Annotated in this window: 19 protein-coding genes; 11 read left to right on the forward strand and 8 right to left on the reverse strand. The window is 52.9% G+C overall.

Annotated elements, in window-relative coordinates; translation table 11 throughout:
* Nucleotides 1-73: 73 nt before the first annotated feature.
* Both SBL51_RS21330 and SBL51_RS21335 read right to left on the reverse strand, forming a co-directional pair.
* Complete coding sequence (locus tag SBL51_RS21330; protein WP_317933202.1) at nucleotides 74-1,561, reverse strand: protein adenylyltransferase SelO; 1,488 nt, start codon at nucleotides 1,559-1,561, stop codon at nucleotides 74-76.
* 117 nt (nucleotides 1,562-1,678) lie between these two features.
* Nucleotides 1,679-2,002 (reverse strand): hypothetical protein, encoded by a 324-nt coding sequence (locus SBL51_RS21335; protein ID WP_317933203.1) that lies wholly within the window; start codon nucleotides 2,000-2,002, stop codon nucleotides 1,679-1,681.
* Nucleotides 2,003-2,334: 332 nt separating this feature from the next.
* Here SBL51_RS21335 and cysK point away from each other — a divergent pair, with 332 nt between their 5' ends.
* Nucleotides 2,335-3,297: a cysteine synthase A gene (gene cysK, locus SBL51_RS21340; protein ID WP_317933204.1), complete on the forward strand. Its 963-nt coding sequence runs from the start codon at nucleotides 2,335-2,337 to the stop codon at nucleotides 3,295-3,297.
* A gap of 182 nt (nucleotides 3,298-3,479) precedes the next feature.
* On the opposite strand, the gene bfr is transcribed toward cysK, so the two are convergent.
* From bfr to SBL51_RS21350, 3 genes are all read right to left on the reverse strand, one after another.
* Entirely contained in the window at nucleotides 3,480-3,959 is a 480-nt protein-coding gene (bfr, locus tag SBL51_RS21345) for a bacterioferritin (protein ID WP_317933205.1), read from the reverse strand.
* Nucleotides 3,960-4,050: 91 nt separating this feature from the next.
* The gene (locus tag SBL51_RS23310; protein ID WP_411860509.1) at nucleotides 4,051-4,254 is read right to left on the reverse strand and encodes a (2Fe-2S)-binding protein; all 204 of its coding nucleotides are present in this window, start codon (nucleotides 4,252-4,254) and stop codon (nucleotides 4,051-4,053) included.
* A 41-nt stretch (nucleotides 4,255-4,295) separates the two neighbouring features.
* A complete protein-coding gene (locus SBL51_RS21350) occupies nucleotides 4,296-5,153 on the reverse strand; it encodes an SIR2 family protein (protein ID WP_317933206.1) in 858 nt (285 codons plus the stop codon).
* Between the two features lie 944 nt (nucleotides 5,154-6,097).
* Between SBL51_RS21350 and nifH the strand changes: the two genes are divergently transcribed.
* The 7 genes from nifH (at nucleotide 6,098) to SBL51_RS21385 (ending at nucleotide 12,518) form a co-directional block, all read left to right on the forward strand.
* Complete coding sequence (gene nifH / locus SBL51_RS21355) at nucleotides 6,098-6,970, forward strand: nitrogenase iron protein (protein WP_317933279.1); 873 nt, start codon at nucleotides 6,098-6,100, stop codon at nucleotides 6,968-6,970.
* 268 nt (nucleotides 6,971-7,238) lie between these two features.
* Nucleotides 7,239-8,720, forward strand: coding sequence for a nitrogenase molybdenum-iron protein alpha chain (nifD, locus tag SBL51_RS21360; RefSeq protein WP_317933207.1), 1,482 nt, complete (start codon nucleotides 7,239-7,241; stop codon nucleotides 8,718-8,720).
* A 107-nt stretch (nucleotides 8,721-8,827) separates the two neighbouring features.
* On the forward strand, nucleotides 8,828-10,399 hold the full coding sequence (gene nifK, locus SBL51_RS21365; protein WP_317933208.1) for a nitrogenase molybdenum-iron protein subunit beta: 1,572 nt from the start codon (nucleotides 8,828-8,830) through the stop codon (nucleotides 10,397-10,399).
* A 195-nt stretch (nucleotides 10,400-10,594) separates the two neighbouring features.
* Nucleotides 10,595-10,813 (forward strand): putative nitrogen fixation protein NifT, encoded by a 219-nt coding sequence (gene nifT / locus SBL51_RS21370; RefSeq protein WP_317933209.1) that lies wholly within the window; start codon nucleotides 10,595-10,597, stop codon nucleotides 10,811-10,813.
* A gap of 4 nt (nucleotides 10,814-10,817) precedes the next feature.
* Entirely contained in the window at nucleotides 10,818-11,516 is a 699-nt protein-coding gene (locus tag SBL51_RS21375) for a NifB/NifX family molybdenum-iron cluster-binding protein (protein WP_317933210.1), read from the forward strand.
* On the forward strand, nucleotides 11,513-11,782 hold the full coding sequence (locus SBL51_RS21380) for a DUF6129 family protein (protein ID WP_317933211.1): 270 nt from the start codon (nucleotides 11,513-11,515) through the stop codon (nucleotides 11,780-11,782). The genes SBL51_RS21375 and SBL51_RS21380 overlap by 4 nt, the downstream gene beginning before the upstream one ends.
* The gene (locus SBL51_RS21385) at nucleotides 11,775-12,518 is read left to right on the forward strand and encodes a 4Fe4S-binding leucine-rich repeat protein (RefSeq protein ID WP_317933212.1); all 744 of its coding nucleotides are present in this window, start codon (nucleotides 11,775-11,777) and stop codon (nucleotides 12,516-12,518) included. Before SBL51_RS21380 ends, SBL51_RS21385 begins: the two co-directional genes overlap by 8 nt.
* 276 nt (nucleotides 12,519-12,794) lie before the next feature.
* On the opposite strand, the gene SBL51_RS21390 is transcribed toward SBL51_RS21385, so the two are convergent.
* Together SBL51_RS21390 and SBL51_RS21395 are read right to left on the reverse strand one after the other, a co-directional pair.
* Nucleotides 12,795-13,262 (reverse strand): MarR family transcriptional regulator, encoded by a 468-nt coding sequence (locus SBL51_RS21390; RefSeq protein WP_317933213.1) that lies wholly within the window; start codon nucleotides 13,260-13,262, stop codon nucleotides 12,795-12,797.
* A gap of 83 nt (nucleotides 13,263-13,345) precedes the next feature.
* Nucleotides 13,346-14,938, reverse strand: a complete 1,593-nt coding sequence (locus tag SBL51_RS21395; RefSeq protein ID WP_317933214.1) for a BCCT family transporter — start codon at nucleotides 14,936-14,938, stop codon at nucleotides 13,346-13,348.
* Nucleotides 14,939-15,185: 247 nt separating this feature from the next.
* Between SBL51_RS21395 and SBL51_RS21400 the strand changes: the two genes are divergently transcribed.
* From SBL51_RS21400 to SBL51_RS21410, 3 genes are all read left to right on the forward strand, one after another.
* On the forward strand, nucleotides 15,186-17,777 hold the full coding sequence (locus SBL51_RS21400; RefSeq protein ID WP_317933215.1) for a TonB-dependent receptor: 2,592 nt from the start codon (nucleotides 15,186-15,188) through the stop codon (nucleotides 17,775-17,777).
* Between the two features lie 131 nt (nucleotides 17,778-17,908).
* Nucleotides 17,909-19,882, forward strand: a complete 1,974-nt coding sequence (locus tag SBL51_RS21405; protein ID WP_317933216.1) for a tetratricopeptide repeat-containing sulfotransferase family protein — start codon at nucleotides 17,909-17,911, stop codon at nucleotides 19,880-19,882.
* 339 nt (nucleotides 19,883-20,221) lie between these two features.
* A complete protein-coding gene (locus tag SBL51_RS21410) occupies nucleotides 20,222-21,067 on the forward strand; it encodes an aldo/keto reductase (RefSeq protein ID WP_317933217.1) in 846 nt (281 codons plus the stop codon).
* A 28-nt stretch (nucleotides 21,068-21,095) separates the two neighbouring features.
* On the opposite strand, the gene SBL51_RS21415 is transcribed toward SBL51_RS21410, so the two are convergent.
* On the reverse strand, nucleotides 21,096-22,655 hold the full coding sequence (locus SBL51_RS21415) for a methyl-accepting chemotaxis protein (protein WP_317933218.1): 1,560 nt from the start codon (nucleotides 22,653-22,655) through the stop codon (nucleotides 21,096-21,098).
* Nucleotides 22,656-22,715: the final 60 nt, after the last annotated feature.

The raw sequence follows: 22,715 nt of genomic DNA on the forward strand, positions 1-22,715 counted from the left end.
ATAAGTTCAGGCAAAACGACGTTTTTGCCGTAGCGTTTTTTGGGAATACGGGGAGGTATTCCCAAAAACTAAACTAAGTCCCACAGAAGGTGGCGACAATCTCCTGCCCTGGCCCCGGTGGTTGTGCCAGCTGGAGATACTCCGGTTGATAGTCGTAGGGGTTGGCCAGAGCATCGACCAGTTGATGGAAGAGGGTGAAATCTTCGTTGTAAGTTGCCATATTAATGGCTGCTTCCAGCACGTGGTTGCGCGGAATAAAGAGTGGATTACTTTTCAGCAACGTTTGCCGTGCCTGGCTACTGGAGATGCCTTGCTCGGTGAGTAGTGCCCGCCAATGCTGCAACCAGGGTTGAAATTTCTCCGGCAGCGGGTAGATATTTTCCACCACCTCTTCACCCGCTCCCAGTTGGTCGGCCAGTGCGCGGAAACTTAGGGTGAAATCGCAATCCTCACTGGCCAGCAGGCTTAACCAAGCCTCGCAGACTTCCACGGTTTTTTCTGTGGCTTTGTCAAAACCGAGCTTGCGGGCAAAAAAGGTTTGGTAGTAGTCATCGTAGAGGGTTACAAACTGTTCCAGCTGCTTCTCTGCCTTTTTTACCGCGCCCAGTTCGGTTTTATCCATTAATGGCAGTAGCGCCTGGGCCAGCCAGCTAAGATTCCAGCGGGCGATATCCGGCTGGTTGCTGTAGGCGTAACGGCCTTGTCGGTCGATAGAGCTGTATACCTGGCGGGGATTGTATCGATCCATAAAGGCACAGGGGCCATAGTCGATCGTTTCGCCAGAGAGCAGCATGTTGTCGGTGTTCATTACGCCGTGAATAAAGCCCACCGACATCCATTGGGCAACCAGGCGAGCCTGGGCATTAACCACTGCCGCCAGTAACCCGGTGTAAGGGTCGTCTGGGTAGAATTCATTGACGTAGTCGCGATAGTGGCGGTGGATAACATAGTCGGCCAACTGTTGGATGGCTTTGATGTCCTGGCGGGCAGAGAAGTATTGGAAGGTACCAATGCGGATATGGCTCTGAGCCACGCGCGTCAGCACCGCCCCGGGCAGAAGTTGATCGCGCACCACCCGCTCGCCAGAGGCGACAGCCGCCAGTGCCCGGGTGGTGGCGATACCAAGGGCGGCCATGGTTTCACTCACCACATACTCCCGCAGTACCGGCCCTAAGGGGGAGCGGCCGTCACCCATGCGAGAATAGGGAGTTTGCCCACCCCCTTTCAATTGCACGTCGTAGAGATTTTGATCCTGGCCTTGCAACTCGCCCAACAAAATAGCTCGGCCGTCACCCAGCTGTGGGTTCCATTGGCCAAATTGATGACCGGCATAGACCGCCGCCAACGGTTGGCTGTTGGCGGGAATGCGGTTGCCGGCCAGACACTGGATCGCTTCCAGGGTATTTAACTCACGCGCATCCAGCCCCAAAAAGTTCGCCAGATTAGCGTTTAATCGAATCAGATGAGGTTCGGGTACCGGGGTGGGCTTCTGTGGGGTAGAGAAACGTTCACCCAAGTTAAGGTAGCTGTTTTTAAATTCCGCTTGGTCAATGCTGGCCATGGTAATACTCCCGGCAATGGCTTGCTCTGTGGTGGGCTAGGCGATGCTGGTTAGGCGGCAGAATTGCGACAGCGTTGTTTCGGGTTTGTCACAATGGCCACAGAGGGTCGTGTTTACTTACTCGACAACGTCGCCCGCCAAATATTCATCGATACGCTCCACCAGATAGTCGTTTTCACGAATATTCTGAGCCAGGTGGATGCACTCCTCAATGCTGTATTCGTGCAGGAAAAAATTGAGTGTGGCCACAAATTCATTTTGATAGAAGATCTGAGTACGCAGTTCCACTGGCTGGCCCCTGAGTTTAGGGGCATTCAAGCTGGCAACCACCCTTAGGTTGCGGTCGATCTGATTAATAAAGCTATAACCCTCCAGCGACTCCCCGCCAACAAATGCCTCATTGCTGCTTGGGGTCTCCGGCTTTGAATTTGGTTTAGTCATAGACACTACTCGCTTTCGCTCTCACCCTAATTGGTCCTGTTTTGACCTTGTTATTACACCGTGTTCGTGATTTGCACTCTGTTCTGCAAGTTCTGCGCCTTGCCTGCAGGGCAGTGGCTGACATAGCGGTTCTATATTCTTGTTTGTTCCGAGCATAGTACCAAAGGTTATTTGTGACCGGCGGGAAAGCGCTTTTATGCTGCCCCGGCACTAAATACTCACTTTGCCGGTAGATTTGCTACCATTGCCAACTTTACAAGGGCAGCAATGCGGCACACTTTTGGCAGAACCGATAAATATGCCCTCACGACAACTGGGTTAAGGAGCAGACAATGTTTGAGAATAATGCACAATCCATTGGTAATACACCCCTGGTTCGAATGAAGAATTTGTGGCCGGCTGGAAATATCTACGCCAAGATCGAATCCCGTAACCCGGCCGGCTCCGTGAAATGCCGTATTGGGGCAGCCATGATCTGGGCGGCGGAAGAGAGCGGCAAATTGAAACCAGGTATGACTCTGATCGAGCCCACCAGTGGTAATACCGGCATTGCCCTGGCCTTTGTCGCCGCTGCCAAAGGTTACAAATTAATTCTTACCATGCCGGCCAGTATGTCGCTGGAGCGTCGCAAACTGATCAAGGCGTTGGGTGCGGAAATTATCCTCACCGAGCCACCCAAAGGGATGAAAGGGGCCATCGCCAAGGCCGAAGAGATTGTCGCTCAAGATCCCAACCAGTATCTGATGCTGCAGCAATTTGAAAATCCAGCTAACCCGGCTATTCATGAGAAAACCACTGGCCCGGAAATCTGGAAAGATACCGAAGGTAAAATTGATGTACTGGTGGCTGGCGTTGGTACCGGCGGAACAATTTCCGGCATCTCCCGCTATATTAAACAGAGTGAGGGTAAAGCCATTACCTCGGTTGCAGTTGAGCCGGTGGATTCGCCGATCATTGCGCAAACCATGAAGGGTGAAGAGCTCACCCCCTCGCCTCATAAAATCCAGGGTATTGGCGCCGGCTTTCTGCCTAAAAATCTCGACATGAGCCTGGTGGATGAGGTACAGCAGGTCACTAACGAAGAGGCGATTCAAACTGCGCGCCTGTTAATGCAGAAAGAGGGGGTGTTGGCGGGTATCTCCTGTGGTGCCGCGATGTGTGCCGCCATGCGTATTGCCGACAAACCCGAATACAAAGATAAGATGATTGTCGTTATTCTGCCAGACTCCGGTGAACGTTATCTGAGCTCAGCGCTGTTTGAGGGTATCTTTACCGACAACGAGATGGTGCAGTAGCGAATAGCTGTGCCTGCTGTTAATTATTGGCGGGCACAACTATTACTCGAGAGGCAGACAAAAAAGCCCGGTTAAACCGGGCTTTTTTGTTATGTCTTAAGGTAAATAGACAGAGCTGTGAATTTCCAGGTTTGTGAACCCGTTGTTCTGTAAAAATCTATCCAAGCAGAACAGGTTTTGAACTAGCTCTCGGCTGATTCCATTTGCGATTGCAGGTAATTTTCAATACCTACCTTGTCGATTAAACCCAGTTGTGTCTCGAGCCAATCGACATGCTCTTCTTCATTTTCCAAAATGGCTTCGAAGATTTCCCGCGAGATATAGTCTTGCTGCTTTTCAGCTTCGGCGATAGCGGCACGCAGGTCGGGGATGGCGTCGTTCTCCAGCGCCAGGTCGCACTCCAGGATCTCTTTCGTATTTTCACCAATACGCAAGCGACCCAGATCCTGCAGGTTGGGGACCCCTTCCAAAAAGAGAATACGCTCGATAAGTTTATCGGCGTGTTCCATCTCTTCGATAGATTCTTTGTACTCTTTCTTGCCGAGTTTGGTTAGGCCCCAGTCATTCAGCATGCGCGAATGCAGGAAATATTGGTTGATCGCAATCAGTTCATTGTACAAAACGACATTTAAATGTTTGATGATTCCGGGATCGCCTTTCATGAATATTCCTATGCAGAGTTGGGCAAAATATTAGCGGAGCGTGCAGCTCGGTAGCTTCGGGGTAGAAGCCTAACGACTATTAACCAAGTTATCAACCAGCACTCACGCCGCTGGCGATGGTTGTCGGATTGGTAGCAACCATCTGGTTCAATAGTTGTCGGGCAGATTTACGACAAACCCCACACTGGGTACCCAGGCCCGTTTGACAGCTGAGCTTTTGCATAGTGCAAACCCCCTGGCTGACATGCGCCTTTACGTGTGATTCGCTAACCCCTTTGCAGATACAGAGCAACACGACACTTCTCCCAACTCTGTGGCTAGGAAAACGCTCCGGCCTTAGGCCGGAGTCGCCTCACTTTGACTGGCAGCCAACAACTCCTGCCAGGATGCTTCGATCACTTCAATTTTCTTGTTGTTGCAGAAGCGACGCTCTTTGTCAGTCGGCGCTGGCATTACTGCCCACCCGGTGGGTGAACCGGCGCTGTAGACGATATCGCTCAACACCATACGCTCGGTATCGCGGGTCATGGCCATACCGATGAACAGATATTTTTTATCGGTGCGATACTCTTTCAGGAATGAAGGAATAGCGAAGCCGCCCATCAGCTCGGTGATGTAATCGACATAGTCGGCATCGGCGGCGATATAGCTGGGCTCTGGCAGTGGGGTGCCCATGGGCTTGAACAGAATCGGCAGGCTTGGGTCGGCCGCTTCCTGGTCAACCGCTTTATAGCTGCTACCGTCGTAGTGATAAATCTTGAAACGGTAATCGGTACCCGATAAGCGAGCACAGCCGACAATTAAAGTGTGCGCAATGGCGCTGTAGGATTCCTGCAGCTGGGTATCACGATTGATATCGATGACGTACTTGGGTTGGATGCTGGCCAGCCAGTCGTGGAAGGCGGCGCGGGTCCACTGCTTGGTGCCGTAGGTTTCCGTCAGGAATCGCTCAACGTAACTGCGACCCTTTTTTAATTCCAGATTCATTGCTGCGCGGGGGAATTCGTACATTAACCGCGGTGCCATGGGCTGACCGTTGTTCATGGCCAGAATCAGACTGTCGCTGTCTGCCGGCATCGGTGAATTGTCGGCCTTGTTTGTTACGTCGGCCAATGCGCCTGGGCCAATGTAAGGTACCACGCTGCCATCTTTAAGGCCGGCGATAATCTCTTGTGCCAAGTCTGAATCTAACATGAGTCTCTCCGTGGTTTGAGGCTGGGTGAACACCGATCACCAATGCTGGTTGTGGTATTCGAAATACAAATTCTGGTTTGCTGTTGTTACTCATTTAAAAACTGCAATGAGCCCATCAGTAATAACCACTCGAAAATAACCACTCGAAGCGATTACCAATAACTGCTTGCCGACAACTAAAGAGTCCTTTACTAACCCACAATTAATTAAGCCTTCGGCAATTGGCTATTCAGCAATAACCAAACCATGCGAAGGCAGAAGGCCGATTGACTCTAAATGCTTGAAATTACGGAATAAATTATTTTCGCTATGGTTTGGCGTGTGGTAAATGGCGGGTGCATTGAATGGTAATTGTTATATTCACAACAAAATGGTGTTTTAGCGAAGTTTGGCAGAATAGTGGTGTTTGCTACAAAAACAGAAAAAGTTGGGTTAGTCATGAATTGTATTAACTGTAACAAAAGCTCAGCTTTAAGGAGTGGATAGTCGTCAGCAGAATTTTTGTTTTGTAGGTTAACTATATAAAAGGAAGAAAGAGTTGGGGGTGTTTGTCGTAATCGTGTCGCCTGGTTGGCTTCAAGGTGAAGTCGGCTCTCTTTCGAATTTTGATATTTATCAAATAATTTTCAGTAAATAGCGGGTGGTACTGGGCGGGTAAGGTACCTGGCTGGCCAGTAATAAGATGCTTTCTCAACAACTGCCCCATACCCCCTTAAAACCCTACAAAAAACCTGTCTATGTTGGTGTTATAACAGTCAAATTGGAGGTTTTGTGGGGTGAAGGCTCTGACAAAACCCTGACAAAAATAAAAATATCCTTATAAAACAATGGTTTATTTTGTTTGGCGGATATTGGTACGCGCTTCGCAATAACTCCTGCGCTATTCACAGCTTCTAGTACAGCGCCACAGCTCAACCGGTTGTGGGATTACTAAAACAGGAGATATTAACATGCGTCAATGTGCGATTTACGGTAAAGGTGGTATTGGTAAATCTACTACCACTCAAAACCTGGTTGCTGCTCTGGCAGAAGCCGGCAAAAGTGTAATGATCGTTGGCTGCGATCCTAAAGCCGACTCCACTCGTTTGATCCTTCACTCAAAAGCTCAAAACACCATCATGGAGATGGCTGCTGAAGCTGGTACTGTTGAAGATCTGGAGCTGGAAGACGTTCTGAAAACTGGCTACGGCGACATCAAATGCGTTGAGTCTGGTGGTCCAGAGCCTGGTGTTGGTTGTGCCGGCCGCGGTGTTATCACTGCTATTAACTTCCTGGAAGAGGAAGGTGCTTACGACGACGATCTGGACTTCGTATTCTACGACGTACTGGGTGACGTTGTTTGCGGTGGCTTCGCTATGCCTATCCGTGAAAACAAAGCTCAAGAGATCTACATCGTTGTATCTGGTGAGATGATGGCTATGTACGCTGCCAACAACATCTCTAAAGGTATCGTTAAGTACGCCAACTCTGGCGGCGTGCGTCTGGCTGGTCTGATCTGTAACAGCCGTAACACCGATAAAGAAGACGAGCTGATCGAAGCTCTGGCCGCTGCTATCGGTACTCAAATGATTCACTTCATTCCACGCGACAACGTTGTTCAGCGCGCTGAAATCCGTCGTATGACTGTTATCGAATACGATCCTACTGCTAAGCAAGCTGACGAGTACCGTGCTCTTGCTCAGAAAATCATCGATAACAAAAACCTTGTTATTCCTGAGCCTGTAACCATGGATCAGCTGGAGCAGCTGTTGATGGACTTCGGCATCATGGAAGAAGAAGACGAAAGCGTAGTTGGTAAAACTGCTGCTGATCTGTAATTGATGAGCAGGATTAAATAATTTTCGAATTATTTAATTAATGCCCAGAAAATTCAGTATTTATGCAGTTGCTGAATTTTTTGGGCATGCATTGGCTAGTTGCCAATGGCGGTACCTTTTGTTGCCCTTGGGTAACAACGCCGCTCTATTAACACGACTACCTTTTTTAATTCATTAAATTTAGGGTCGCATTAATAGTAGTTTCTGGCTCGGCCGGGTATGAAGCAGATTGGCTTCTACCTGCAACTCAAACAAGAGGAGACAGACAATGACTGTCATGACACGTGAAGAAACTGAAGCCCTCATCTCTGAGGTGTTGGAAGTTTACCCTGAGAAAGCGAAGAAAGACCGTGCTAAGCACTTGACTCCAAACGATACTTCTTTGGAGCAGTCTAAAAAATGTATTACCTCCAACAAAAAATCACTGCCTGGTGTTATGACCATTCGTGGTTGTGCCTACGCTGGTTCTAAAGGTGTGGTTTGGGGTCCCATCAAAGATATGATCCATATCTCTCATGGTCCTGTTGGTTGTGGTCAGTACTCTCGTGCAGGTCGTCGTAACTACTACATTGGTACCACTGGTGTTAACACCTTCGTTACCATGAACTTTACTACCGACTTCCAAGAGAAAGACATCGTATTCGGCGGTGACAAAAAACTGGCCAAAACTATCGATGAGATTGAAACTCTGTTCCCGCTGAACAAAGGTATTACCATTCAGTCAGAGTGTCCAATCGGTCTGATCGGTGACGACATCGAAGCTGTTGCTAAGCAGAAAAACAAAGAAACTGGTAAAACTGTTGTACCAGTTCGTTGTGAAGGTTTCCGCGGTGTTTCTCAGTCTCTGGGTCACCACATCGCTAACGACGCCGTTCGTGACTGGGCTCTTGGTGCTCGCGACGACGACGATAGCTTCCAAACCACTCCTTACGACGTAGCTATCATCGGTGACTATAACATCGGTGGTGACGCCTGGTCTTCTCGTATTCTTCTGGAAGAGATGGGTCTGCGCGTTGTGGCTCAGTGGTCTGGTGACGGTTCTCTGTCTGAAATCGAGCTGACTCCAAAAGTTAAATTGAACCTGGTGCACTGCTACCGTTCAATGAACTACATCTCTCGTCACATGGAAGAGAAGTACAACATTCCTTGGATCGAGTACAACTTCTTTGGTCCTACCAAAACTGTTGAGTCTCTGCGCAAAATCGCTTCTCACTTTGATGAATCTATTCAACAAAAATGTGAAGAAGTTATTGCCAAGTACAAGCCAGAGTGGGATGCCGTTATCGCTAAATACCGTCCTCGTTTAGAAGGCAAAAAAGTAATGCTGTACGTTGGTGGTCTGCGCCCACGTCACGTTATTGGTTCTTACGAAGATTTGGGTATGGAAGTTGTTGGTACCGGTTATGAATTCGGTCACAACGATGACTACGACCGTACTCTGAAAGAAATGGGCGATGCCACCCTGCTGTACGATGACGTAACTGGTTACGAATTCGAAGAGTTCGTTAAGGCAGTTAAACCAGACTTGATCGGTTCTGGTATCAAAGAGAAGTACATCTTCCAAAAAATGGGTGTACCTTTCCGTCAAATGCACTCTTGGGACTACTCAGGTCCTTACCACGGCTTCGACGGCTTCGCCATCTTTGCCCGTGACATGGATATGACTTTGAACAACCCATGTTGGAATGTTCTGAAAGCGCCTTGGAAAACTGACGCGGCTGAAGAAACCGCTCAGGCTGCCAGCGCCTAAGTAATTCCTGTAGGCCTTAGTGCCATTGCCGCTCCGGTTTGCGGAGCGGCAACTAACTCAACCTTAAACTAGCGTCCACAGATTGGTGGCCTAGAAGGAGAATCGAGATGAGCCAAGATGTAGATAACATCAAACCAAGTTACCCTTTGTTCCGTGAAGAAGAGTACAAAGAAGTTCTGAAAAACAAGCGTGAGTCTTTCGAAGAACCGCATCCGCAGGAAAAAATTGACGAAGTCTTCATGTGGACCACCACTGAAGAGTACAAAGAGTTAAACTTCCAACGTGAAGCTCTGACTGTTAACCCAGCGAAAGCTTGCCAGCCCCTCGGTGCTGTTCTGTGTGCGCTTGGCTTCGAAAAAACCATGCCCTACGTACACGGTTCACAAGGATGTACTGCCTACTTCCGTACTTACTTCAACCGTCACTTCAAAGAGCCAATTTCTTGTGTATCTGACTCTATGACTGAAGACGCTGCGGTATTCGGTGGCCAGCAAAACATGAAAGATGGTCTGGAAAACTGTAAAGCGATTTACAAACCAGACATGATCGCTGTTTCTACCACCTGTATGGCGGAAGTTATTGGTGACGACTTGAACGCGTTCATCAACAACTCCAAAAAAGAAGGCCATGTACCTCAAGAGTACCCAGTACCATTCGCACATACTCCTAGCTTCGTAGGTAGTCACACTACTGGTTGGGATAACATGTTTGAAGGTATTGCTCGCTACTTCACTCTGAACTTCATGGAAGACAAAGTGGTTGGTAGCAATGGCAAAATCAACTTCGTACCTGGTTTCGAAACTTACCTGGGTAACTTCCGTGTTATCAAGCGTATGATGGACGAGATGGATGTAGACCATTGTCTGCTTTCTGATCCTACTGAAGTGCTTGATACTCCTGCAGACGGTGAATTCCGTATGTATGCCGGCGGCACCACTCAGGATGAAGTGAAAGATGCGCCTAACGCATTGAACACTATCATGCTGCAACCTTGGCAGTTGGTTAAAACCGAGAAATATGTTAAGAACACCTGGAAACATGCCTCTTCCAAACTTCAGATCCCAATGGGCCTGGCTTGGACTGATGCCTTCCTGATGGAAGTTAGCAAAATTTCTGGTAAGCCAATTCCTGCTTCCCTGGAAAAAGAGCGCGGTCGTCTGGTTGATATGATGACTGACTCCCACACCTGGTTGCACGGTGTTAAATTCGGCCTGTACGGTGATCCTGATTTTGTCATGGGTATGACCAAGTTCCTGTTCGAACTGGGTGCTGAGCCAATCCACATTTTGTGTAACAACGCCAACAAAAAGTGGAAGAAAGCAATGGATGCCATGATCGCTGAATACAAGCGTGAAGGCACCTGCGAATCTCACATTGGTAAAGACCTGTGGCACTTCCGTTCACTGATGTTCACCAACAAACCAGACTTCATGATTGGTAACTCCTACGGTAAGTTTATCCAACGTGACACTCTGTACAAAGGTGAAGAGCACGAAGTTCCATTGATCCGTATCGGTTTCCCGATTTTCGACCGTCACCACCTGCACCGTCAAACCACTATGGGTTACGAAGGTGCTATGCAGATGCTGACCACTCTGGTTAACACTGTACTGGAGCGTCTTGACGACGAAACTCGCGGTATGCAAACTACCGACTACAACTACGACCTGATTCGTTAATAGTTTATTAACTCTAGGTTAACGGGGTGGGTAACCACCCCGCTTTTCGCGTTTTTAACAATGTTAAAAATTATTGTCGACGAGCCAACTTTAATTGCGCTACGTCAAATTACCTAAGTAGTTTGCGGCTAAATTTTAAACATTGGGCGTAAACCTAATCAGCTGTTAACGGCCTGTTGTAAATGGAGCGGTGTTATGCCAAGTGTAATGTTACGAAAGAATGAAAATGGCCAATTGACCTTATATGTGGCCAAGCGAGACCAAGAGGACGTTGTTGTCTCTGTAGAGATTGATGGCGCAGATGGTTGGGGTGGCACCATTGAGTTAGCTGATGGATCTTCTTACTACATTGATCCTTTGGATGCTCAACCCAAATTACCCATAACTTTGCGAGCTAAGCGCGCGGGGGGATAAGGTCATGTCCGGACTAACAGAAGATGTTGCAGTCCGTTTAGCCTTGGCAGCTCGAGCACTTCCGGAAGAGATCGAAACCCGAGATTTAGTTCTGGGAATTCTCGAAGCGGTTGGTGAACCAATCACCAGTGCTAAACTCAACAAAATTCGGCTCGGTCGTTTAAAACGTATCGATGTGTTGGCTAACATCGATGAGTCGTACCTCAAAGAAGCGCTCAATTTCCTTAAAGGGCGTAATATCAAACGCGAGCCGGAACCTCTGCCTGAGGTGGTCGACTACGAAGATGGCGATATGCCACAGTCCGTTCGCGTTGCCTGTGCCTCCAATTCCGGCGATAAAATCGACGGCCACTTCGGTTCTTGCAAACGATTTTTAATCTATCAACTCTCTGGCGAAGAGATGCGTCTGATTGATATTCGTGAGCCAGAAGCGGTTGATGACGACGAAGACAAGAACGTCGCCCGGGCACAGCTTATCGATGACTGTCGTGTACTCTACACCATCTCCATTGGTGGCCCCGCTGCGGCGAAGGTTGTTCGAGCCGGTTTACACCCAATCAAATTACCCCAGGGCGGCTGCGCACCCGAAGTGTTGTTGCGTTTGAAAGAGACCATTGCCGGTTCACCACCACCCTGGTTGGCCAAGGCGATGGGGCAGGATCCCGAACAGCGGGCTCGTTATCGTGAGGAGGCAGGTGCATGATTTCAGAAGCGGATATAGCTACGGTTGTTGATTTCGTCAAAGCCAACGGTTTGAGTGAAGCGGTGGTATCGCAGTTGCGCGGTCAATTCAGCGATTACCACTTCACCTACTGTATGGACGACGACATGGAGGCCTATACGCCGGCGTTGGAGTCAGAAGGATTTAATATCTATTTTGTAAACTCCAGTGACCACTGTTCGAAACTGACTACCGATCCCACCAATGCCTCTGGTTTTGTCTTAGCAGAGGTGGATGAGGATGAGTGAATCAGAGGAATCCCCCTTTGACTTAACTCCCATTGCAGATTGTCGTTTCTGTAAGTTTCAAACACGGCTGCTACTTAATGGTCGGTGTACACCGGGTGATGCCTGCGTGCTGGTGGAGAGCGGTCGACAGATCGACCGCTTTTTCCGCAACAATCCGCAATATGCCAAGGATTATCTGGCGGATCCGTTTTGGGAGCGAAGGGCCATTGCTGTGCGCTATTCACCGCAGGCAGAGTTGATCAAAATGATCAAAGACCCGGATGAAGCGGTGCGCCGTGCGGTTGCTTACCGGCTGCCGCCAGATCAGCTGATCGATATGATCCATGACAGCGATCGCGAGGTGCGCATCACCGTGGCTGATCGTCTGCCGCTCGATAAGCTCGAGTTGCTGGCCAATGATCCCGATTATCTTGTCCGCGCCTATGTGGCTCAACGGCTGCCCGCCGGTCGCCTGTTCCGCCTGATTCGCGACCCCGATCGCCAGGTTAGGAAACTGGTCGCCAAACGTCTGCCCGAGGCGAGCCTGGGTATGATGCTCTACGATCCTGAGCCCGAGGTTAGAAGGGTGGTTGCCAATCGTGCGCAAGAGGATGAGCTAAAAATCCTGCTGCAGGATGAAGACTGGATGGTGCGCTTAACAGCGGTAGAGCGGGCGCCACTGGATGCGTTAGAGAGCCTTAAAGAGGATCCGGATCCGGAAGTTTGTCGAACAGTAAAAGAGCGTTTGGCCAGTTAGACTCTTGCTGGAGGTTTAAGGGGCCGCTCGTAAGCGGCTTTGCTTTTTCGCTAGCACCGTGAGCATAACGCACTGTGCGGCAGAGGGCGTTTCTCTATGGCCTTTTAATCCTGGCCTCTCAATCCTGGACAAAGGTTTTTCTACCACGCTTTTTGCGTGTGGATTCCTCTGCATGTAGCAATGTGCAAGAGGTGGGCGCCTTATAAGGGGGTGTGGCCAACGGCTTTCGGCTTCGGGTGGCTACTGCCGGGCCGTTGATTACCGCTAACGACCACCTCAATCCAAATTGCCCACCTCCAGCATCGGCGCGGCTTCAATATCCTCTGCATCCATCATCTCCGCTACCCGCTGTAGGGAAGCGATAATCATATTTTGTTCCCACTTTTTTAAGCGGTTGAAGCGCTCAATGAATTGCTCTTGTAGCGGTGTGGGCGCGGACTCCAGCGCTTGCTGGCCCCGCGGGGTAAGGCTGGCATGGACTTTACGGCGGTCGCTTTGCGAGCGTTCGCGGATGACCAGTTCCCGTTTTTCCAAGCGGTCGAGAATGCTGGTCACCGTGGCTTGGCTGAGGCTGATATCGGCGGCAATTTCGCCGATAGTGACCTGTGGCTTGGCCTGAATTGCTTGTAACAGCAGAATTTGTGGGGCGGTTAAACCAGAGGTTTTAGCCAGATATTTTGAGTGTAGGTCGGTGGCTCGTATAACCCGTCTCAGCGCCACCAAAACCTCTTCACTGTTGGACATTAGTGCAGGGTTCCCAGGTTAAACAGATCGGGCGATTATAGATCGGCCTGGGTGGTAACTAAAACCCGTAAGCGATTGCGGCTTCATCTGCGCCGCAACAGTGGTCTTTCGCTGAGTAGCCCTTTGCTCAGGCTGACCACCATCACCAGCAGCACCAGTGTAAATGGCAAGCCAGTGGTGATGGCACCCGCTTGCAGCGCCCCCAGGGCAGCCTTGCCGCCGCCGACCAACAGTACCAGGGCGATCATCCCCTCCATCACCGCCCAGAAGATGCGCTGCGGTACAGGGGCATCGAGTTTGCCGCCGGAGGTAATGCTGTCAATCACCAAGGAACCGGAGTCGGACGAGGTGATAAAAAAGACAATTACCAGCACCACGGCCAGCAGGGAGGTGAACGAGGTCCAGGGCAGATGCTCCAGCAGATGGAAGGTGGAGAGGCTGACCTTGTCGATGCCTTTGGCCAGTTGACCGACCCCTTCCTGGCTCTGCTCCAGGGCACTGATACCAAACACCGACATCCACACCAGAGTGACCAGTGTCGGCACTATCAATACCGCAAAGAGAAATTCACGCACGGTTCTACCTTTGGAGATGCGCGCGATAAACATGCCGACAAAGGGCGACCAGCTTACCCACCAGGCCCAGTAAAAAACGCTCCAACCGTGCATCCACTGCTCGTCTGGTCGATCAATCCAATTGCTCAATGGCACGAGGTTGACCAGATACTCCTCACCGGTGATCAGCATGCCCTGCAGAATATGCACCGTAGGGCCGACGATAAACACCAGCAGCAATAGGCCAGCCGCCAGGCTGATATTGATATTGCTAAGAATACGAACCCCGCCTTCCAGGCCCCTCACCACAGAGAGGACCGCAAAAAAGGTAACGCCGCAGACGATGATAATCTTGGTTTGCAGACTGTTGGCTACGCCAAACAGAAAGTGCAGGCCGGAGGTGGCCTGGTTGGCACCAAACCCCAGTGAGGTGGCCAGGCCGAAGATGGTGGCCAGCACCGCGGTGATATCAATGATATGCCCCCACCAGCCCCAAATCCGATCGCCCAATATGGGGTAAAACGCAGAGCGTACCGTCAGTGGCAGCCCTTTGTTGTAGCAGAAAAACGCCAAAGATAAGCCAACCACGGCGTAGATGGCCCAGGCGTGCAGCCCCCAGTGGTAGAGGGTGGCCGGCAGGGCCATATCGGCGGCGCGAGCACTGAAGGGTGGCAGGTTGAGCGGGGTTCCGCCCCAGCCAGTGTAGTAGGCGATAGGTTCGGCTACGCTCCAAAACATCAAGCCGATGCCCATGCCGGCCGCAAACAGCATGGCAAACCACGAGAGCCGGGAAAACTCGGGTTTGGCGGCGTCGCCACCGAGGCGGATCTTGCCCAGGGGTAACAGCATCAAGGCTATGCAGAAGATCAGCACCAGGCTGGCGGAGCTCATAAAAAACCAATCGAAATGATCGATGCACCAGGTTTTGGCGGTGTTAAGCCAGCTATTGGCGATCTCAGGGAAGAGCAGGCTGGCGGAAACAAACAGAAGAATCAGTGTGGCGCTAATGAAAAATACCGGGTGGTGGATATCCATCCCCCATATTTCGATATTGTCCTGGCCAATTTCGTAGTCGGTTTGATAGTGATTGTGGTTGCTGTGAGGGTAGCGGGTTTGCTTCATAGGGTGGATCAAATAATTTAGATTACTAACTAATTTTCACATGCTACCACTGCTGGGTGGAGAAAAATACAGCCATCTAATTCTCATAATATGGCGATTTTTCAGCAGAAAAAGGGATTTTGAGGTAGGTTTTTATCTTGGTTATGCGCTTGAGGTGGCAAAGATAACCCTTTAACATGTTTAGAGTTCTAAAAATAATAACAATCCCACCTTAAAAAAATACTTCACACACACTCAAGGGGAGCGCATGTTCCAACGCAAACTCTTGGTCAGTGCCGTTATATCGGCGGTGGCCGCCAGCCAGCTGGCTCAAGCTGAAATTGAAGAGGTGGTGGTTACCGCCACCAAGCAGAGCGCCAGTACTCAGGATATTCCCGTCGCCGTATCAGCCATCACGGAAGAGTCGCTAGAGCAGCTGGGGGTCACCAGCTTTGAGGACTACCTGGTGCAGTTGCCCAGCGTTACGGCCGGTGGTAGTGGCCCCGGCCAGAGCACCATCTACATCCGTGGGGTGGCTTCGACTACCCCCAATCTCACTACTGCTGGTGTCGCGGGCTTAGCACCCAATGTGGCGCTCTACCTCGACGAGCAGCCGTTATCGCAGCCGGGCCGCAATCTCGATGTCTACACCGCCGATATGAACCGGGTAGAGGTGTTGGCCGGCCCGCAGGGCACTCTGTTCGGCGCCAGTTCCCAGGCGGGTACGGTGCGGTTGATTACCAACAAGCCCGATCGCAGCGAGAGCTACGGCACTATTAAGGTGGGCGCTGCAGCCACCAAGGGTGGTGATCCCAGCAGCAATATTGAGGTGATGGGCAACCTCGCAATTAGTGAGCGTATGGCGCTGCGGGCGGTGGTCTACTCCGATACCAAAGGCGGTTACATCGATAATGTGGCCGGCAGCCTCACCGCCGAAGAGAGTGCCCGTTTTCGTCCAGCCGGTACGGTGCGGGCCAATGGCGTGCCCGTGAGTAGCAATCGCGCCGGCTTTCAATCCACCTCGGACCTGAGTGGCGTTACCTTCCTCGCGGCCGATAACAGTGCCCTGGTCGAAGACGACATCAACGAAACCACCTACACCGGTGGCCGGGTCAGTGGCTCTTTTGATGTGACTGACGAGTGGAGCCTGCTATTGGCGGTGGCGCATCAGGAGCTGGATGCCGATGGTGTCTTTTACGCAGATCCTGAGCTGGGCGATGATGACCTGGCCGTGCAGCACTACCAGCCAGATCGTTTGGAAGACCAGTTCGATAACGCCGCCTGGACCATTGAAGGTCGTGTGGCGGCCCTGGATGTGGTGTATACCGGTGCCTTTACCAGCCGTGACACCGATCAGGCGGTGGATTACGCCGACTACCTCTTTGTTGGCCAGTACCTGCCTTATTACATCTGTGACGGCTCGGTCTCCTACCCCGGTAGCGCTGCACCATCGGGTACCTGTCAGGCGCCGAACCTGTTTGTCGACAGCCGTACCGAAACCGAAGTCACCACCCACGAGCTGCGTTTCAGCACCGATCAGTCGGCCGGTGTGCGAGCCACGGCTGGTGTGTTCTATAGCGACCTGGAGCTAAAAGAGCGCAACGATTTCAACTACCCTGGCTCAACGGTCATTCAAGGTTTTGGCCAGGTGGGTTTCTCCCCCAACTACCCCTTCTCCACCGGTTACACCTCCGATGGCGGCCCCTTCCCGGCTGGGGTGATTTTCCGCAACGACATTAAACGTACCGATGAGCAGTTTGGGGCGTTTGGTGAAGTCACCTTCGATATAGGCGACCAGTTTGCGGTGGTATTGGGGGCGCGCTATTACGATATCGAGGTCGACTTCGACGGCAGTGCCAACTCCTCGTTCTGTAACCTCTTCCAGCCAGATGCCAACGCCTACGGTACTGACATCAGTGATATCTACAACAATGATGGCGAGGTGACCTACCACGGCTCCTGTAACACGGCCGATCACATCACCTACACCCAGGCCGATGTTGACGACCCTAACATTGCGGTGCCGGCCGCCGTGGCGGCAGCGCTTAACGCGCCGGATACCGCCAGTACCGATGGCACTATCTTTAAAGTGACCGGTAACTGGACACCCACGGCGGATACCCTGTTCTACCTGACGGTATCTGAAGGGTTTCGGCCGGGGCTGCTGAATCGGCCGGGGGGCGCCAGCAACGCTGATGGTACCTTCTCGGTCCCTTACGCCCTGGATACCGATGAGGTGTTAAATACCGAGCTGGGTTGGAAAACCGATCTGGCCGATGGCAGCCTGCGCTTTAACGGCAGCCTCTTCTTCGTTCAGATCGACGATCTGCAAACCACGATTTTCGATCCCAGTATCACCAACCTGTTCTTCTCGGATAACGCCGCCAATGCCGAAGTATTGGGGCTGGAGGGGGATTTCATCTACGCTCCGGATAGCCTGCCCGGGCTGACGGTGAATGGTGCCTTCTCGCTGCTGGATACCGAGATCACCGAGGTTTTAACGCCCACCAATGATGTGCAGAAAGGTGATTCGCTGGCCTATGCTCCTGAGTTCCAGGCCACCTTGAGTGCGCGCTATGAGTGGGATTTAAGTGGCTTTACCGCGCACGTGATGCCGCACATGGCCTACGCCGATGAATCCTACAGCGATATCATCACCATCAACCGGATGAAGATCGACAGCTGGCTGATGTTTGGCATTACTGCGGGCATCAGTACCGAGCAGTGGAGCGCCGAGCTGTTTATCGATAACCTCACCGATGAGCGCGCCGAGCTTGCGGCCAACTTCGTCTTCGACCGTGAACGGGTAACCTATGCGCGACCACGCACGGGCGGTTTGCGGCTGGCCTATCATTTCTAACATTGCCACTACGGCAAATTAAAATCACCCCGGTCGCTATTGTGCGGTCGGGGTTTTTTATTTTTGAGCTCGCCAATAAAATCGAACGCTGTAGGGTGAGCTATTTAATCTGCTAATGAGTTAGTGACAGGATGGATGATCAAGGCCGTCAGGCAATTGAAACGTTAATGCGCGAGCGCCAATTTAATGAAGCCCTAGCCGAGTTGGAAGCGGGTTTGGCGGTGGCTGCCAATGACCCAGACCTCTACTATTTTAAAGCGGTCTGCCTGCGCTACCTGCAGCGGCTGCCCGAGGCTTTATCGGTACTGCAACAGCTGAAACAGGTCGCTGCCGGCTTCGGCCGTGCGTTTCAGGAGGAGGGGCATTGCCTGCGCACCTTGGGCGACCTGCCGACTGCACTTAAGGCTTATCGGCTGGCCACGGAAAACAATATTGCACTGCTGGCCAGCTGGAAGGCGCGGGCGGAAATTGCCGGCCAGTTGGATCTTGTTGATGAGGCTCGCTTGGCCGCGCAACAGCTGCAGCGGTTGGCCGGTGAGCCCAAAGCCATTGTTGCTATTCTCGATTTAATGGCGGAAGGGCGATGGTTGAAAGCGGAAAACCTGTGTCGGAAATTTCTGGTGAGCAATCCGCAGCAGGTGCGCGCCATGCGCCTGTTGGCCGAGATAGGTGTGCGCATGGGCGCCTTGGATGAAGCGGAATTTTTGTTGGAGAGCGCGTTGGTGTTTGAGCCCGGCAATGCCGATACCCAACTGGAGTATGTGCAGGTACTGCGTAAGCGGCAAAAATTCAGCCAGGCACTGGCCGTTGCCAAAGCCTTGTGGCAAACCAACCCCGCCCATCCGCAATTAACTTCGGTATACGCTATTGAGTGTATGCAAACCGGTGACTATGCCGGCGCTGTCAATTTATTTGATACGGCGTTGCAAACCTTGGGGGAAGAACCCGTCACGCTAACCTCCCGTGGTCACGCGTTAAAAACCTGGGGTAAAACCGATCAGGCAATTGCCTCTTATCGCCGGGCGCTGGCCGCCAAACCCGGCCATGGTGAAGCCTGGTACGCGCTGGCCAATTTAAAAACGGTGGCCTTTGAGCAAGCCGATATCGAGCAGATGAACAACTGCCTAACGCGTGCGGATCTGTCGCAGATGGACCGCATCTATTTGCAGTTTGCCTTGGGTAAGGCCTACGAAGATAACGCCGATTATGCCCACTCCTTTCAGCACTACAGTGCAGGCAATGCCGCGAAAAAGAGCCAAAGTCGTTACCGTGCCGAACAGATGAGCGAGGAGTTTAAATTACAGCGGCAGGTGGTGACGCCCGCGCTAATTACCCAGCTGGGCGATTGTGGTTTTCCGGCCGCCGACCCCATTTTTATCGTCGGCCTGCCGCGAGCAGGCTCAACCCTATTGGAGCAGATTCTGGCCTCTCACAGCCAGGTGGATGGCACCTTGGAGCTGCCTAATGTTCTCTCGCTGGTGCATCGCTTGCGGCGCGGTACCCGCTTCAGTGGAGAGAACAACTACCCGCAGGTGTTGGCAGAGCTAACCCCTGAGCAGTGTCGGGAATTTGGTGAGCAATATATTCGGGAGACGCAAATTCACCGTCAGAGGGCGCCATTTTTTATCGATAAAATGCCCAATAATTTTCGCCATATTGGCCTGATAAAAATGATGTTGCCCAACGCCAAAATTATCGATGCCCGACGCGAGCCAATGGCCTGCTGTTTTAGTGGTTTTAAACAGCTCTTTGCCGAGGGGCAGGAGTTCAGTTACAGCCTAGGCGACATCGGCCACTATTATTGCGATTACCTGGCTTTGATGGATTACTGGCAGGGTCTCTTTCCCGGCCAAATTTTGTTGGTCAATTATGAGTCGGTGGTGGCCGACTTTGAAAAACAGGTGCGGCGTCTGTTGGATTATTGCGGTCTGGATTTCGAGCAGGGCTGCCTCGATTTTTATCAGAATAAACGGGCGGTGCGCACCGCCAGCTCCGAGCAGGTTCGACAACCGATTTATCAATCCGGCCTGGAGCAGTGGCGCCACTACCAGGAATATTTACAGCCATTGGCTGACGCGTTGCGTAAGTCTCACAACTTGGCGTAACTGTCAGCTATTAGTCTCTGCCAGCTTGTTTGTCGCTCTGATCTCGCAGGTCAGCACGTGCTTTAGAATGGGAGCTGTCTGAGGCCTCGGTCACCGCCGGCCTGCGGCAAAATAACCAGCTGGCGGCCGAGAGCGAAAACCGCCTGGGCAGCGACGACCTGCCCCAGTTGCCACCCATTCTCTAGTTACCACTTCTCCTGCGCCGCGTCCGCCCCGAAACCACCTGCGGCTGGCGTGGCGCGGGGTTTGCTGGGGGTTTGCCACTTGTTAAAAGCTGGCGTATTTTGTCCCTTACCCGACACAAACGCCGGTGTCATCGAACCCAAAGGCCCTCAGCGTATGGAGCACACCCATCCTTCTGCGGCAGCGATGCCCAAACTGATCTACGGGACTGCCTGGAAAAAAGAGCAGACCCAAACCCTGGTCGAGCAGGCTTTTCAGGCTGGTTTTCGCGGTTTTGATACCGCCTGCCAACCGCGCCACTACGCCGAGCCGCTGGTGGGCAAAGCGCTGCTTTCCCTGGCGGCGCAGGGCGTCAAGCGCGCTGACTACTACCTGCAAAGCAAATACACCTCGGTAACCGGCCAGGATGCCGAAACCATTCCCTATGACCCCTCAGCCGCCATTGGCGAGCAGGTGGCCGCTTCCTTTAACGTCTCGCTGGAAAACCTGCACACCAGTTATCTGGATGCTCTGGTGCTGCACTCACCGTTTGCCAATCTGGCCGACACCATGGCCGCCTGGCGGGCGATGGAGAAGATTGCCGGCGAAGGTGGGGCGCTGCGCTTGGGTATCAGCAACTGCTACGACCTGACCCTGCTCAAAACCCTCTACGACCAGGCCCAGATTAAACCGGCTATTGTCCAGAACCGCTTCTATGCCACCACCGGTTTTGATGGTGAATTGCGCGCCTGGTGCCAGGCGCGGGGCATCACCTACCAGAGCTTCTGGACACTGACCGCCAACAAGGAGCTGCTCGACCAGCCACAACTCTTGTGGATTGCCCGCCAGCGTCACCAAACCCCGGCGCAGACGCTGTTTAGCTACCTGCACCAGCGGGGAGTGGTGCCACTTACCGGCACCAGCAGCGGCGAACATATGCGGGAAGATTTGGCGAGTTTCGATCAGGCTTACTCGGCGGCGGAATTGGAACAGCTGGACGAGCTGTTGTTACTCCCGGCTTGATGGTGCCCGAAGGCTAAGTGGGGCGCGGTCAACGGCGCCAGGCACCGGCCAGCTCGGTAATTTGTGCACGGGTGCTGGCGAGAGCACCCTCTACCTCGGTCAGCCGTGTTTGCCAAGGTTGCTTCTCTTCGCTCGCAGCCACGGCCGTGGTCAATTGCTGCTGCAGCTGCTGCCACTGTTGTGCCTGCGTCCCGCTGGCTCCCTGCAGCTGCCGGGCACCACTGGCAATTTCACACAGCTGTTGGTTGATGGCGTCGAGCCCGGCACTGGCGCCCTCGGTCTGTTCGGCCGCCTGGCCTATGGCACGGCTGTGGTTGGCGATAGCCGCCACGGCCGCCGCTACCTGTTTCTGCAGGTCGGCTAACGTGGTTTGGATGCTGGTAGTCGAGACCTGGGTACGGGTGGCGAGGCTGCGCACCTCATCGGCGACCACGGCAAAGCCGCGCCCCTGTTCTCCCGCCCGCGCCGCTTCAATGGCGGCATTCAGGGCCAGTAAATTGGTCTGATCGGCAATCGAGCGAATCTCATCCAACACCGAATTGGCACTCGCCGCCTGGCTCTGCAACTCGTCTACCTGGCCGGCGGTCTGTTGCAGCTCGCCATCGAGCTGGCGCACGCTGGCAACCACTCTGGTCACTGCCTGCTGGTTCTCCTCGTTCAGCTGCTGAACCGCCTGGCTCGCCTCGGCCAGCTGTTGGCTGCCCAGGCTCAGGGTTTCACTCTGTTGGCTGATCTGCCGGGCTTCGTCCAGCCACGGCTGGTTGTTGTCGGGCGCGGCTGTATTGCTGTTGGTCTGCTGGCAGAGGGCGGCGGTCGATTGCAGGACTTGGCTGGCACGTTCGAGCTCACCGCCCAGCGCCTGGCAGCGCCGACTAAGGGCTTCTATCTGGGTAAGGGCCTCGCTGCCGTCAACCGGGCCGAGCCAGGGTTGCAGCGGCTGCCAGAGCGCTGCCAGGGCCTGGGCCTGCTGCTGTGGCAGCCACAACAGCAGCGCCAGCGCCACCACTGCCGTCCAGAGCAGGGCGCTCCAGAGCCAGGGGCCGGGTGTCCGGGCAGGCTGGGGGGCGGGTGGGGTTATCTGGCGGGCACTGGCCAACTGCTGTTGATACCGCTGATCAATGAAGGCGTGCAGCCGGTTAAAGAACTGCTGGCTGGCGCTCTTGTGTTGGGCCACAGCGACTATGGTGTCGCCCGACTGCTTAAAGAAGATCACCTCCCGGCTGGTGTCCCACCAGGCTTGCCAGCTGGTTTCGAAGTCGGCCTGTTGGCTGGCATCCAGCTCTGTAATGGCACGCAGAGTAAAGTCGTGGGCCTGTTCGGTCTGTTGGTGCCACTCGGTCAACCGCTTGTCGGAGGCGGATTCAAAGGCGATCGCCTTCTCCGTGGCGAAGGCCGCCTGCAGATGGCGGTCCGCCTCCAGCAGGTTGGTAATGATGGTCAGTTGGCGCTGCAGTGACTCGCCGGCCGGGCGGGTATCGACTGCGGCCGGTGCTTTCAACCACACTGCCAACGCCAACTGAACGACGGCAATCAGGCCAAGGGCAAGCAGTAGTTGCAGACGCAGGCGGTTAGGGTGCCAGCGTGTCATACGCGATTCTCCCAATGGGCAAACAAGCGGTGTAGGTGTGTTGTGGGCTCTAAGTGGCGC

It is taken from the genome of Halioxenophilus sp. WMMB6 (assembly GCF_033283405.1).
In the GTDB taxonomy this organism is placed as follows: domain Bacteria; phylum Pseudomonadota; class Gammaproteobacteria; order Pseudomonadales; family Cellvibrionaceae; genus Halioxenophilus.

Coding starts and splice junctions, on each gene's coding strand:
- SBL51_RS21330 (WP_317933202.1), bottom strand. CDS start 1,561: ATGGCCAGCATTGACCAAGCGGAATTTAAAAACAGCTACCTTAACTTG.
- SBL51_RS21335 (WP_317933203.1), bottom strand. CDS start 2,002: ATGACTAAACCAAATTCAAAGCCGGAGACCCCAAGCAGCAATGAGGCA.
- cysK (WP_317933204.1), top strand. CDS start 2,335: ATGTTTGAGAATAATGCACAATCCATTGGTAATACACCCCTGGTTCGA.
- bfr (WP_317933205.1), bottom strand. CDS start 3,959: ATGAAAGGCGATCCCGGAATCATCAAACATTTAAATGTCGTTTTGTAC.
- SBL51_RS21350 (WP_317933206.1), bottom strand. CDS start 5,153: ATGTTAGATTCAGACTTGGCACAAGAGATTATCGCCGGCCTTAAAGAT.
- nifD (WP_317933207.1), top strand. CDS start 7,239: ATGACTGTCATGACACGTGAAGAAACTGAAGCCCTCATCTCTGAGGTG.
- nifK (WP_317933208.1), top strand. CDS start 8,828: ATGAGCCAAGATGTAGATAACATCAAACCAAGTTACCCTTTGTTCCGT.
- nifT (WP_317933209.1), top strand. CDS start 10,595: ATGCCAAGTGTAATGTTACGAAAGAATGAAAATGGCCAATTGACCTTA.
- SBL51_RS21375 (WP_317933210.1), top strand. CDS start 10,818: ATGTCCGGACTAACAGAAGATGTTGCAGTCCGTTTAGCCTTGGCAGCT.
- SBL51_RS21380 (WP_317933211.1), top strand. CDS start 11,513: ATGATTTCAGAAGCGGATATAGCTACGGTTGTTGATTTCGTCAAAGCC.
- SBL51_RS21385 (WP_317933212.1), top strand. CDS start 11,775: ATGAGTGAATCAGAGGAATCCCCCTTTGACTTAACTCCCATTGCAGAT.
- SBL51_RS21390 (WP_317933213.1), bottom strand. CDS start 13,262: ATGTCCAACAGTGAAGAGGTTTTGGTGGCGCTGAGACGGGTTATACGA.
- SBL51_RS21395 (WP_317933214.1), bottom strand. CDS start 14,938: ATGAAGCAAACCCGCTACCCTCACAGCAACCACAATCACTATCAAACC.
- SBL51_RS21400 (WP_317933215.1), top strand. CDS start 15,186: ATGTTCCAACGCAAACTCTTGGTCAGTGCCGTTATATCGGCGGTGGCC.
- SBL51_RS21405 (WP_317933216.1), top strand. CDS start 17,909: ATGGATGATCAAGGCCGTCAGGCAATTGAAACGTTAATGCGCGAGCGC.
- SBL51_RS21410 (WP_317933217.1), top strand. CDS start 20,222: ATGGAGCACACCCATCCTTCTGCGGCAGCGATGCCCAAACTGATCTAC.
- SBL51_RS21415 (WP_317933218.1), bottom strand. CDS start 22,655: ATGACACGCTGGCACCCTAACCGCCTGCGTCTGCAACTACTGCTTGCC.